Source organism: Idiomarina sp. A28L (genome assembly GCF_000218785.1).
Classification (GTDB): domain Bacteria; phylum Pseudomonadota; class Gammaproteobacteria; order Enterobacterales; family Alteromonadaceae; genus Aliidiomarina.
Window position 1 is genome coordinate 41,716 of sequence record NZ_AFPO01000025.1, and the last position, 13,056, is coordinate 54,771.

General features: G+C 46.8%; 9 protein-coding genes and 3 tRNA genes. 3 read left to right on the forward strand and 9 right to left on the reverse strand.

Features of this window, described 5'->3' with window-relative positions:
* Positions 1-156: 156 nt before the first annotated feature.
* The 7 genes from tilS to dnaQ form a co-directional block, all read right to left on the reverse strand.
* On the reverse strand, positions 157-1,137 hold the full coding sequence (gene tilS / locus A28LD_RS10450) for a tRNA lysidine(34) synthetase TilS (protein ID WP_007421052.1): 981 nt from the start codon (positions 1,135-1,137) through the stop codon (positions 157-159).
* Positions 1,138-1,170: 33 nt separating this feature from the next.
* Positions 1,171-2,127 carry an acetyl-CoA carboxylase carboxyl transferase subunit alpha gene (gene accA / locus A28LD_RS10455; protein ID WP_007421053.1) on the reverse strand — a complete coding sequence of 319 codons (957 nt, stop codon included), beginning with the start codon at positions 2,125-2,127 and terminating at the stop codon, positions 1,171-1,173.
* A gap of 15 nt (positions 2,128-2,142) precedes the next feature.
* Positions 2,143-5,616 (reverse strand): DNA polymerase III subunit alpha, encoded by a 3,474-nt coding sequence (gene dnaE, locus A28LD_RS10460; RefSeq protein ID WP_007421054.1) that lies wholly within the window; start codon positions 5,614-5,616, stop codon positions 2,143-2,145.
* Positions 5,617-5,885: 269 nt separating this feature from the next.
* Positions 5,886-5,962 (reverse strand) — tRNA-Asp (locus A28LD_RS10465).
* A 42-nt stretch (positions 5,963-6,004) separates the two neighbouring features.
* A tRNA-Asp gene (locus tag A28LD_RS10470) sits at positions 6,005-6,081 on the reverse strand.
* 24 nt (positions 6,082-6,105) lie between these two features.
* Positions 6,106-6,182 (reverse strand) — tRNA-Asp (locus A28LD_RS10475).
* A gap of 169 nt (positions 6,183-6,351) precedes the next feature.
* Positions 6,352-7,122: a DNA polymerase III subunit epsilon gene (dnaQ, locus tag A28LD_RS10480; RefSeq protein ID WP_007421055.1), complete on the reverse strand. Its 771-nt coding sequence runs from the start codon at positions 7,120-7,122 to the stop codon at positions 6,352-6,354.
* A 65-nt stretch (positions 7,123-7,187) separates the two neighbouring features.
* Here dnaQ and rnhA point away from each other — a divergent pair, with 65 nt between their 5' ends.
* Positions 7,188-7,679: a ribonuclease HI gene (gene rnhA, locus A28LD_RS10485; RefSeq protein WP_007421056.1), complete on the forward strand. Its 492-nt coding sequence runs from the start codon at positions 7,188-7,190 to the stop codon at positions 7,677-7,679.
* A gap of 17 nt (positions 7,680-7,696) precedes the next feature.
* Here the strand turns inward: rnhA and A28LD_RS10490 are convergent, their stop codons facing one another.
* A complete protein-coding gene (locus tag A28LD_RS10490) occupies positions 7,697-8,437 on the reverse strand; it encodes a class I SAM-dependent methyltransferase (RefSeq protein WP_007421057.1) in 741 nt (246 codons plus the stop codon).
* 49 nt (positions 8,438-8,486) lie between these two features.
* Between A28LD_RS10490 and gloB the strand changes: the two genes are divergently transcribed.
* Positions 8,487-9,269 (forward strand): hydroxyacylglutathione hydrolase, encoded by a 783-nt coding sequence (gloB, locus tag A28LD_RS10495; RefSeq protein WP_007421058.1) that lies wholly within the window; start codon positions 8,487-8,489, stop codon positions 9,267-9,269.
* A gap of 83 nt (positions 9,270-9,352) precedes the next feature.
* Positions 9,353-10,960, forward strand: coding sequence for a lytic transglycosylase (locus A28LD_RS10500; RefSeq protein WP_007421059.1), 1,608 nt, complete (start codon positions 9,353-9,355; stop codon positions 10,958-10,960).
* 47 nt (positions 10,961-11,007) lie between these two features.
* Here the strand turns inward: A28LD_RS10500 and ligA are convergent, their stop codons facing one another.
* A complete protein-coding gene (ligA, locus tag A28LD_RS10505; protein WP_007421060.1) occupies positions 11,008-13,038 on the reverse strand; it encodes an NAD-dependent DNA ligase LigA in 2,031 nt (676 codons plus the stop codon).
* Positions 13,039-13,056 lie beyond the last annotated feature (18 nt).

The following is a 13,056-nucleotide window of genomic DNA, read 5'->3' on the forward strand; positions in this document are numbered from 1 at the left end:
TTCCGAGTATAAATGTCAGTAAAACGTTATCAATAAACGCATTATCCGCCTATTTATTCCCATTGTCAGTGCTTTCAACTTGATTCTGTTCAGTTTTAAGTCAGAAAAATGTAACGAACTATTTCAAAATTTAGTTCATCGCATTTAAATTAAAGTTCACCGTTTGTTAGATACCTTGAGCCATTTTTGCCGGCGATATACTTCAACATTCGCCCAGCTTACTCGAACTTGTTTGCCGCCTTCGCTTCGTTGAATTTGTTTTGCTAGTTCACTGAGTACCGCAAAACTAGGCAAAGGGGCATGATTATGTTGCAGCCACGCGCGAAGCAGAGCCCGTTGGCGAATATCGGAAAGCTGCCACCAACCTTTCAGCAATAAACGGCCATCTTCTTCTAATCGTGCAATTAAATGTTCATGCAGCAGTTCATCTACCAGAGCCGTTTGCTCAGCACACAGTTTGGCAGAACGCGCCACCGTATTTAGAAATTGTGGCCATCGTTCGGTTAAGCGAGGGATTATTTCACAGCGCAAAAAATTGCGCTCAATCGAAGTATCGGTGTTGGTATCATCTTCTATCCACTCAACCCCATGGGCTTTAGCATAAGCGTAAATTTCAGCTTTAGTGGTAGCTAATAACGGCCGGAATAAGCGGCGCTGGCCCGCAAATGGTGCTTCAATCGCCATGGCCGCTAGCCCTTTTGGCCCAGCGCCGCGTTTTAGTTGCAGCAAAAACGTTTCGGCTTGATCGTTACGGTGCTGGCCAAGCAGAATCACAGCGCTTTCGCTGGTAAGTTCTGCAATTCGTTGATAACGAGCCTTGCGCCCCTGCTCCTCTTTACTCAAGCGTGCACCCGAAGGAACAAATAGAGGCTCTACGATCGCTTCAATGTTTTGATTAATACACCAGGTTCGCAGAAACTCAGCCCACTTTGGTGAATCTGGATGAAAGTAGTGATCAAGATGAATGGCTAAGTAAGAAAATTCTGGGTGATCTTGGCGATAGCGCAAGGTGAGGTCGAGGATAGTTTGCGAATCAGCACCACCCCCAAGCGCAACAACAAGCTGTTGGCCGGGGGGTAAATGTAAGCTATCAAGCTGCTTAGCAAATTCAGGATAAAGTTCGGTAGATACCGACAAAGTGGGTTCCCCGCTAAGCGTAACTAAACGTAATTAATTGTAACCAAACGACATTAATTTCTGATACCGACGCTCAAGTAGCTCTTCGGTGGATAAGCCCGATAATGAATCTAAATCAGCCAACAAGCGCTGCTTTATGCGCCCAGCAGTTTCGGCATAATCACGATGCGCGCCGCCTAACGGCTCTTCAATAATCTCATCGATCAAACCGAGTTCTAACGAGCTTTGTGCGGTTACACCCATAGCTTCAGCAGCTAAGTTTGCTTTTGTTGCGCTTTTCCAAAGAATCGAAGCACAACCTTCTGGCGAGATAACCGAATAGGTGCTGTATTGCAGCATGTTCACTTTATCACCCACACCAATGGCCAATGCACCACCAGAACCACCTTCACCAATCACGGTACAAATTGTTGGCACTTTTAAGCGCGCCATCACCTTCAGGTTACGTGCTATAGCTTCGCTTTGCCCACGCTCTTCAGCACCAATTCCAGGATATGCGCCCGGCGTATCAATGAAGGTGATAATTGGCATATTAAAGCGTTCCGCCATCTCCATTAACCGCAATGCTTTACGATAACCTTCCGGCTTTGGCATACCAAAGTTACGGCGAACTTTTTCTTTAGTTTCTCGGCCTTTTTGCTGGCCAATAATCATCACCGGTTTACCATTTAAACGCGCAATACCGCCAACAATAGCTTTATCATCAGCGAAGGCTCGATCACCGGCAAGCTCATCAAACTCAGTGAAAATTAATTTTATATAATCAAGCGTATACGGCCGTAGCGGGTGGCGCGCCAATTGCGCTACTTGCCAGGCACCTAAATTACCATAAATTTTTTCGGTTAACTCAGTGCGCTTTTTTTGCAGCTGCTTTACTTCTTTTTCTAAATCAATATCAAGATGACCTTTAGCACCAACCGCACGGAGCTCATCAATTTGCGCCTGCAGTTCTGCAATAGGTTTTTCAAAGTCTAAAAAATTAAGATTCATCAGTTGCTTCCAAATTTATTCAAAGCTCAGCCGGACATTTTCTTCGCCCAACTGCAATTTTAATTCATATAGCAAATCGTCGCCTGGCTCTATAAACCAATCGGATCCTGCCTCTAGCAACGCCGCAGCGCCTTCTATCTGACAAACAAAGCGAACTGGGCAAGTTCCCCGCGGTGCTGCACGGATAATTTGAATCACTTGCTGTGGTATTTCGCTGTTTGTAAGTGTAAGCGATAATTCTAAGGCACGAACATATTGTGCCCGAGCTTGCTCCAAAGTCATAACTTCACTGGCAGTCATTGTATTGCCCCCAGCGAAAGAATCAAATCGGATCTCTCCTTTAACCCAAAGAATCTGGTCTTTTTCTAGCAGCGCTTCATATTGTTCATATTCGCGATTAAACAAACGAATTTCCAATCGGGCACTTTTATCATCGAGGGTAAATAAGCCCCAGCGCTGATTTTTCTTGTTGATCATGGAACGCGTATCAAGCACCAAACCGGCTACGGATAACTGCTCGCCTTTTCGGGTTGTGCGAATATCGGCTAACCGGCAACTTGTGTAATTCGACAATTCTTTGCGATAACGGTTCACTGGGTGCCCGGTGAGATACAAACCAAGCGTTTCTCGTTCGCCCTCAAGCCAAACACCTTCTGGCCAACGCGCTACATGTTCAAACTCATGTTCAATTTTATCCGGTTCAGCCGCTAATACACCAAATAAATCGTGTTGCCCCACCGCCTCAGCCTGCGCATGTTGCTCTGCTTGGCGCATGGCTTTATCTAAGCTTGCCATCAAAGTAGCACGATGCGGCCCTAAAGAATCCATGGCTCCCGCTTTTATTAAGCGTTCCATAACTCTTCGGTTCAACCGTTTTAAATCAACACGGCAACAAAAATCAAATAAATCGGTGAACTCCCCACCTTCAGAACGCGCCGAAATTATTGATTCAATGGGGCCTTCGCCCACGCCTTTTATAGCACCAATGCCATACACAACCCGGCCTTGAGTATCTACCGTGAACTTGTGTTGGCCAGCGTTTACATCAGGTGGCAATATTGTGAGCCCCATGCGCTCGCATTCATCAACCAAGGTAACAATCTTATCGGTGTTATCCATATCGGCAGACATTACCGCCGCCATGAATTCGGCAGGATAATGCACCTTCATCCACAATGTTTGATAGGAAACCAGCGCATAAGCCGCCGAATGCGATTTGTTAAAGCCATAACCGGCGAATTTCTCTACCAGATCGAAGATTTTCATCGCCAATTCAGGATCAATTTGGTTCTCTGCGGCACCTTGGCGGAACACTTCCCGCTGTTTCGCCATTTCTTCTGGTTTTTTCTTACCCATAGCACGGCGAAGTAAATCTGCACCACCCAATGAATAGCCAGCCAACACCTGAGCAATTTGCATTACTTGCTCTTGGTAAAGAATAACCCCATAGGTAGGTTCGAGAATTGGCTTCAAAGTATCGTGCTGATAGGTTGAATCAGGGTATGAAACCGCCTCTTTACCGTGTTTTCGATCGATAAAGTTATCTACCATGCCCGATTGCAAAGGCCCGGGCCGGAATAACGCTACTAACGCGATAATATCTTCGAAACTATCGGGCCGTAAGCGCTTAATGAGCTCTTTCATGCCCCGCGATTCAAGCTGGAATACCGCAGTGGTATCGCCTTTTTTCAACACATCGAAACAGCGATTATCATTGAGCGGAATGCCTTCGATTAAAATCGGCTCTTTGCCTTCTTGCTGCCGCCGCGGGTTCACCATATCCAATGCCCATTGAATAATGGTAAGCGTACGCAGCCCCAAGAAATCAAATTTTACTAAGCCCGCCGTTTCTACATCGTTCTTATCAAACTGAGTAACCGGGAAACGGCCTTCGGAATCACAATATAACGGCGTGAAATCGGTAATTTTAGTGGGGGCGATAACAACACCACCGGCGTGTTTACCTGCATTTCGGGTAACCCCTTCCAAACGCCGCGCCATATCAATTACTTCGCGAACATCATCATCGCTTTCATAGAGTTCCGGTAACCGCGGTTCTTCAACAAAGGCTTGCTCTAATGTCATGCCGGGTGTTGGCGGAATAAGCTTGGAAATACGATCAACAAAGCCATACGGGTGGCCAAGAACACGGCCAACATCGCGCACTACGGCTTTTGCGGCCATGGTGCCGAAGGTAATAATCTGTGATACCGCTTCACGCCCATATAGCTCTGCCACGTGATCAATAACTTCATCACGGCGATCCATACAAAAATCGACGTCGAAATCGGGCATAGATACACGCTCGGGGTTTAGAAACCGTTCGAAGAGCAAATCAAATTCGAGCGGATCCAAATCGGTGATCTTCAGTGCATAAGCTACCAACGAGCCGGCACCGGAACCACGCCCTGGGCCAACTGGAATATTGTTATCTTTACTCCACTGAATAAACTCCATAACGATCAGGAAGTAGCCCGGAAAGCCCATGTTATTGATAACTTCAAGCTCGATGGCTAAACGCTCATCATATTCACCGCGGGCGGCTGCGCGCTTTTCTGGGTTCGGAAATAAAAACTCTAGGCGCTCTTCCAGGCCCTCTTGTGATTTTTTTACCAAAAACTCTTTTTCTGTAAGGCCACCGGTAGGGAAATTCGGCAAGAAGTATTCATTTAAGCGCACGCTAACATTACAACGGCGAGCAATCTCTACCGTGTTATCGATGGCCTCGGGTATATCGGCAAATAGCGCCTGCATTTCCTCGGTGGAACGCAAGTATTGTTGCTGGCTATATTTCTTTGGCCGGCGCGGATCTGCAAGGGTATAACTATCGTGAATCGCCGCACGAATTTCGTGTGCTTCGAAATCCTCTTCTTTTAGAAAAACTACTTCGTTGGTTGCCACTACCGGAAGTTCTTGTTCTGCAGCTAATGAAACCGCTGCATGCAAACAGTTTTCCTCTTCGGCACGGCCTGTACGAACTAGCTCTAAATAAAATCGATCGGAAAAGTGCGTTTGATAAAACGCTACACTATTATTCAGTGCTTTTTGCTGATTACGTAACTGAGCACGGCCAATATCGCCATCTTTACCACCAGAAAGTAACAAAATACCCTCGCCCCATTTCGCCAGCCATTGCTGGTCAATGCAGGGTTTCCCGCAGCGGTGGCCGCTCAGATAGCCTTCAGAAATCAAAATAGTGAGGTTTTTGTAGCCGATATCGTTCATAGCTAATGCGGTAAGGCGAAATGGTTCTTCAGGCCAATCTTCGCTAAGAACATTTAAATCAGCGCCAATAATCGGCTTGAGGCCAAGCCCACGCGATGTTTGGTAATAACGCACTAACCCGCACAAATTCATTTCGTCGGTTAATGCCATTGCCGGCATGCCCAATTCTGCAACACGATTGCAGATCGGTTTTACTTTTTGCAGGCCATCTACCATAGAAAAATCACTATGAATTCGCAGATGAACAAATGGCTGTGCGCTCATAAACTCCCGCTTTTATTGGGTTATTTTTCTTATCTTAATGCTTTTATTCAAAAAGAAAATCAAGCCTGAATATGGCTTATTTTTGGCTTCTTGATTGAACGGACTATTGTGCCCTAATCGCACTTAGGTGTCACCTAAACAGCACGCACAAAAACACGCAGATACGCCTCTAGAGCATAATTTCTAAATGCATTTTTAAGGAAATAATTTGAAGTTTTCTTTTTGAAGCGTTTTTTGGATTTTTTTTAAGGGGGGCTGTAACAGAGAAGTGGCGGAGCGGACGGGACTCGAACCCGCGACCCCCGGCGTGACAGGCCGGTATTCTAACCAACTGAACTACCGCTCCACACTCTGTAATCTATTGTTCTCGCTATTTGCTTATCTAGGTTGGCGGAGCGGACGGGACTCGAACCCGCGACCCCCGGCGTGACAGGCCGGTATTCTAACCAACTGAACTACCGCTCCAGACCTGGATAATTGTGATGAAATTGGCGGAGCGGACGGGACTCGAACCCGCGACCCCCGGCGTGACAGGCCGGTATTCTAACCAACTGAACTACCGCTCCGTTGCCTAAGCATTAATTTTCACTAATGCATATTTCATCTGCTTTAAGGTTGCTAATGCACCCTCAACGCGGCGAGGATAATACGAGGCAGACCGCGCCGAGTCAACCCCTTTTTTAACTCTTTAGTGCTCGATTGCTCAGCTTTAAACCAATTGCTGAAATTTACATCTTAATTTGCTGTAGTTTCGTCCAACTCCCACAATCGCTTACCACTTTCTTCCTGAATTCCTTGCATGTAGGTTTCATGCGCCGCTTTTTCATCGGCACTTGCAGTAATCACCTTTAGCGCCGCCCTTGCACTCGCTAGCCGGCGAATTTCTTGCTCTCTACCCGCCGCCGTTTGTTGCGCTTGGGCTGGTTGAAATAATTTGCGTTGGCCGCCTGTCATTAACAAGTAAACATCGGCGAGAATTTCAGCATCGAGCAATGCGCCGTGCAACGTACGGTGGCCATTTTCTACATCAAAGCGTTTACATAATGCATCAAGGCTATTGCGTTGCCCCGGAAACTGCTGCCGTGCAAAGGAAAGTGTATCAAACACCGATGCAACATCGGTTACGGTTCCGTGCTGGCTGCCGAGTAAACGCAACTCGTTATTCAAAAAGCCAACATCGAAGGGAGCATTATGAATAACCAGCTCAGAATCTTTAATAAAGGCGAGGAAATCATCCACTACTTGAGCAAATACAGGTTTATCAACGAGGAATTCATTGGTAATACCGTGAATGCGAATAGCATCTTCTTCAACGAAACGCTCAGGGTTTAAATACACGTGAAAGTGATTACCCGTTAATTTACGGCCAATCATTTCCACACAGCCAATTTCGATCACTCGGTGCCCTTGTGCAGGATCGATGCCCGTAGTTTCGGTATCCAGCACTATTTGCCGCTTCGTAGTATCGAGCTTATCCTGATCTTTACCGAAATCAGTATCTTCCATTGTTTGAACCCCTTTGCGCCGGCACGTATACTGGCCAATATAATTCCTTTTATCTTATAGCATTCATGAACGATAACAAACCAAAGAACACTGCCCCCGTTATTATCTACACCGATGGCTCTTGCCTAGGTAATCCTGGGCCCGGTGGCTACGGCATTGTGTTACAAGCCGGCAAGCATCAAAAAGAATTAGCTCAGGGCTATCGTTTAACTACAAACAACCGCATGGAGCTCTTAGCCGCGGCTGTTGCCCTTGAAAGTTTAACTCGGCCATGCGCAGTTGAACTCTGGACTGATAGCGAATATGTACGGCAGGGAATAACGAATTGGCTAGCAGGTTGGAAGCGCAATAATTGGCGCACAAGCCAAAGAAAGCCTGTGAAAAACGTAGATTTGTGGAAGCGATTAGATAGCGCACAAGAGCCGCACCAAGTTGCGTGGCATTGGGTAAAAGGGCACGCGGGTAATGAAGGAAATGAGCGTTGTGATGTTTTAGCACGTGAAGCCGCAACGTATAATGCAGAGCATGATGATAAAGGCTATCAGCCCGAAGTTTAATGGATTATCAATCCAAGTTATTGTTCGCTTTTTGAATACCGGCCCGCTGCAACTGATTCTGGGCGCATGCTCCGCTGTTGGCGGCGCTCGGTTAAACGCACAGGCGTGAGTGGCCATTCGCGTTTGCGCGCTACCAAATAATAACCGGCTTGTAACCAAGGGCAATGTTCTAACAACCATCCCCAACCCTGTTCTGGATCTCGATGTTTTGCCAACGGAACACCCACGCCATAATAACCAAAAGCAACTTCTTCAAAGTGCATCAGGGAAAGCCAATCACGCACCCGCTGCGGGCTAAACATGCGGCTATTCCAAGGTGCATAATCGCCCGCACCCGGCACAGCACGAATTAATTGCCCCGGTGAAAAAGGATTACTCAGTGCCAAAACTAAGTGCCCATCAGCGCGCATTACTCTGTTTACTTCCCGCAATACCGCATGCGGATCCGGGTGGTATTCCAACACATGCACTAGCAAAGCTGCGTCCACTGTGTTTTCAAAAAAGGGCAAAGCATTGAGTTCCGCCCTAACCTGGGCTGATTTCTCCAGCCCAACGGCATATTGTTCGCGAATTCTGCAATTATTTGGCAAGCTAGCACTTAAGCCACCTAGCTTCAAAAGGTAATGGCCGAAAATCGTTTCCCAGTGCGGCTCTAAAGCTTTTTCAAGGGTGCTACAGAGCCACTCGCCATGGCGCATTTGCTGCCAATTTTCGAGTAAAGGTTGTGAATAATCACTGGTTGCCGGTTTTAACCACATAGGTATTCCTTTTATACTGTTGTTAAAGCATAACAGGTTGAGGGCAACGATGCGTATAACACCTATTTCTGCATTTACAGATAACTATATATGGAGCATAACCCAAGGGAGTGCAACTGACGATGGGCTAACGCCTTGTGTCATTGTTGACCCGGGTGACGCCGCACCTGTATTAGAATGGTTGCACGCCAATAATGGTTACATAGCTGCCATTTTAGTAACGCATCATCATTACGATCATACCGGCGGTGTTGCTACGTTGCTTGAACAATTTCCTTGCCCTGTATACGGCCCACATTCGAATAAAACTAATGTTATCACGCACCCATTACACGAAGGTGAACAGATATCATTATTAAGCGATACGCTTGTACTCGAAGTAATTGAATGCCCAGGCCACACGCTTGATCATATTTCTTTTTATGCGGCGCCTTATCTATTTTGTGGCGATACGCTTTTTGCCGCAGGTTGTGGCCGAATGTTTGAAGGTGAACCCAAACAATATCTACAATCACTCGATAAACTAGCTGGGTTACCCGCCGATACACAAATTTTTTGCGCTCATGAATATACCCTTGCGAATTTAAAATTCGCCGCAGCAGTTGAACCTAATAACATAGCCATTCAACAAAGAATGAAAGAAACCTCAGAATTGCGTGCCAACAAACTGCCCACCCTACCTGCAGAGCTTGCATTAGAACATGCTACCAATCCATTTTTACGCACCAACTTACCCTCAGTAAAACGTGCCGCAGAAGCCCATGTGAATAAGGCGCTTACAAGCAGCGAGGCGGTTTTCGCTTGTATTCGTGAATGGAAAAATAGCTTTTAGGCGATTGTTTTTTGCGCAACGCTTTTTATTCAGTACAATAGCCCGAGTTTTTACGCTCGCTACTTGAAGAGAACACATACGTTATGAAGAATTTTTTGTTCGCGGCAACAACGATTACCTTGCTTAGTGGTTGCCAATTGTTAAGCTCTGATTCCTCAACAGTTCCACCCGAAGAGCTACCGCAATATACCCAAGAAGCTGGCCTCGAACGTTATGCATTGATACACCCAGGAGCCCAACCAGCTCCTGCGGTGGATAGGCAGCTGCCTGCGCAACTGCAGGCCGATTTATGGGATCGTATCCGTTTACAAATGGCTTTAGATATTCCTCAAAATCAACTTATTGATAGCCACCGTGATTGGTATCTTCGCCACCCAGCTTATATTGACCGCATCGCGCAACGTGCAGCGCCATTTCTGCACCTTATTGTAGAAGAAATTGAAAAACGCGATTTACCTCTAGAGTTAGTATTAGTGCCCGTAGTAGAGAGCGCCTACGATACATTTGCCTACTCCCATGGACGCGCTAGCGGTATTTGGCAATTTATCCCCAGCACTGCCCGCCATTACGGTTTGGGCATTGATTGGTGGTACGATGGCCGCCGCGATGTGATGGCAGCTACCACCACAGCACTGGATTATTTTGATCGATTAGCAAAAATATTTGATGGTGATTGGTTACTTGCTATGGCTGCCTACAACGGTGGCCAAGGACGAGTAATGAATGCAGTGCGCCGCAATGAGCGCGAAGGTAAACCTACTGATTTTTGGAGTTTGAGTTTACCGCGGGAAACGCGAAATTATGTACCGAAAATATTGGCGCTCTCGGAGCTACTGCGTGATAGCGAAGAGTGGAAAGTTGTTTGGCCACACCTGCCGAACCAACGTGTTACCGATATTGTAGATGTTGGCCAACAAATTGATTTAGCCTTAGCGGCCGATATGGCGGGTATGAGTTTAGAGGAGCTGCATCGTTACAACTCTGGTTATAACCGTTGGGCAACAGCGCCCGATGGCCCACATACGCTATTATTGCCAGTTGAGCGGGCGAATCAGTTTCGTGCTGCGCTAGCTGAATCAGATCCAAGCGATTGGTTAGCATGGCAACGCCATCAGGTGCGCTCTGGTGAAACATTGAGTACTATCGCCCAACGTTACAACACTACAACTGAAACCATTCAACAGTTCAATGATATTAATGGTTCACTCATTCGCCGAGGCGATTACCTATTGATTCCGGTAGCAAGCCAAGCGCTTGAGCGCTATACCTTATCTGCTGAGCAACGTTTAGCTGCGGCTCAGAACCGGCCGCAAGGGCAAAATAAAATTGAACATCGTGTACAGCGTGGTGATACATTTTGGGATCTTGCCCGCAAATATAAAGTAACCGTAGCCAATATAGCGCGCTGGAATAACATGGCGCCTGGCGATATGTTACGGCCAGGACAAACCTTAGCTATCTGGCAAACCAATAGCAATGAACAGAACGTGAGCGCCAGCAGTAGTGGCACACCTGTGATGCGAACGGTGCATTATCAGGTGCGCAATGGCGATTCTTTAGCGTTAATTGCTAGCCGTTTTCGGGTAACGATTGCGGATATTGAACGTTGGAATTCAATAAGCCGCGAACGCTATTTACAGCCTGGACAACGGCTTACCTTGCATGTTGATGTAACCAAAGTAACCCTCTAAATTACTATTCAGAAACTACCTTGGAATCAATAAATAAGCTCCTGCAATCACGATGATTGCAGGAGTTTTATAAGCTCAGCTTCTGTTAACACAGGTACGCCAAGGCCCTCCGCTTTAGCTAATTTTGAGCCTGCAGCTTCACCGGCAATAACCGCTGTGGTTTTCTTCGATACACTACCACTTACCTTTGCACCCAATGCTTGTAACTGTGCTTTTGCTTCATCGCGCGTGAGCTCAGTAAGCGTGCCCGTGAGCACATACGTTTTGCCCGCAAGAGGTTGCTCTTCAGCCTGCTTTACTTCGATAGGTTGCCAAGTTACCGCTTGCTCGCCGGTAGTTAGGCGTTCTAGCACCTCAATATTGTGTGGTTCGCGAAAGAAGTTATACACATGCGCAGCAACAATCACGCCAATATCAGGCACTTTTTGCAATTCTTCTTCACTGGCATTCATTACCGCCGGCAAATCACCGAAGTGCAGGGCTAAGTTTTGCGCCGTTGCTTCGCCCACTTCGCGAATTCCTAAACTATATAAAAACCGTGGCAATGTGGTTGTTCGGCTTTTTTCTAATGCCGCTACTAAGTTCTCTGCCGATTTAACACCCATGCGTGGTAGCGATGCTATTTCGCGAACGTTAAGAGCAAATAAATCAGCCGGGTGTTTCACCCACTCTCGTTCTACAAGTTGCTCAACAATTTTATTGCCGAGGCCATCGATATCCAACGCTTTGCGCGAAGCAAAGTGAATAATCGCTTCTTTGCGCTGAGCACTACAGAACAACCCTCCGGTACAACGCGCTTTCGCCTCGCCTTCAACACGTTCAACAGCTGAATGGCATACAGGGCAATCTTCTGGGAAAATAATTGCCTCACCTTCGCTAGCTTTTTCAAATACGCCAACAACTTGCGGTATTACATCACCCGCGCGCCGAATCGTTACTTTATCGCCAATACACACGCCTAAACGCGCTATTTCATCGGCATTGTGTAAAGTTGCATTCGATACCACAACGCCCGCCACTTCAACCGGTTCTAATCGTGCTACTGGAGTAATGGCACCGGTACGGCCCACCTGAAAATCAACGCCTAGTAAAGTAGTAACTTTTTCTTGAGCAGGGAATTTATAAGCTATTGCCCAACGTGGGGCACGCGAAACAAAACCAAGTTGTTCTTGCAGATCAATATTATCAAGCTTAAAAACCACCCCATCAATTTCGTAAGCAAGCTCACCGCGTTTATTGAGAATATCGCTGTAGTATTCAAAACATTCGGCACTGCTTTTTAACGATTTAACTTCTGCGCAAACCGGAAAACCCCATTCGCGTAGCTGCTCTAAACGCTGATAGTGGCTATCATCATCCAGTTGCCGTTCCGGTTGCACCGTACCCATTGCATAAGCATAAAAAGAAAGGGGCCGTTTCGCCGTTATCCGCGAATCAAGCTGCCGTAAACTGCCGGCGGCCGCATTGCGTGGGTTGGCAAATACCTTATCGCCATTCGCAATTGCAGTTTCATTTAGTTCCGCAAAACCAGCTAATGGCATAAACACTTCGCCGCGAACTTCCAAACGCTCTGGGAAATCGCCTCTTAAATGCAGTGGAATTGCACAAATAGTTCGCACGTTTTCGGTAATATCTTCACCGGAATAACCATCACCCCGAGTAGCCCCGCGCACTAACAAACCGTTCTCATATAGCAAGCTTACGGCCAAGCCATCAAGTTTCGGCTCAGCACACCACGCTAGATCGTCGGATACATCAGCGCGTTCCGCAACACGACGTAAAAATTGCTGCATGCTTTCTTCATCGAAAGCGTTATCCAGCGATAACATGGGCACTTCATGGGCAACTTCTTTAAAGGCACCCGAAGGTGGCGCCCCTACTCGTTGAGTAGGTGAACTACTAGTATGGAGTTCTGGATACTGTTGCTCAATGGCTTGTACATCGCGAAATAATTGATCATATTCCACATCCGGTACTGAAGGTTCATCAAGCACATAATATTCATGGTTAAACTGATCTAGGCGGCTGCGTAACTTCGCCAGCCGCTCAATAACTTCCTGCGATGCACGCTCTGTCATGGAATCTTAAAACCCTAA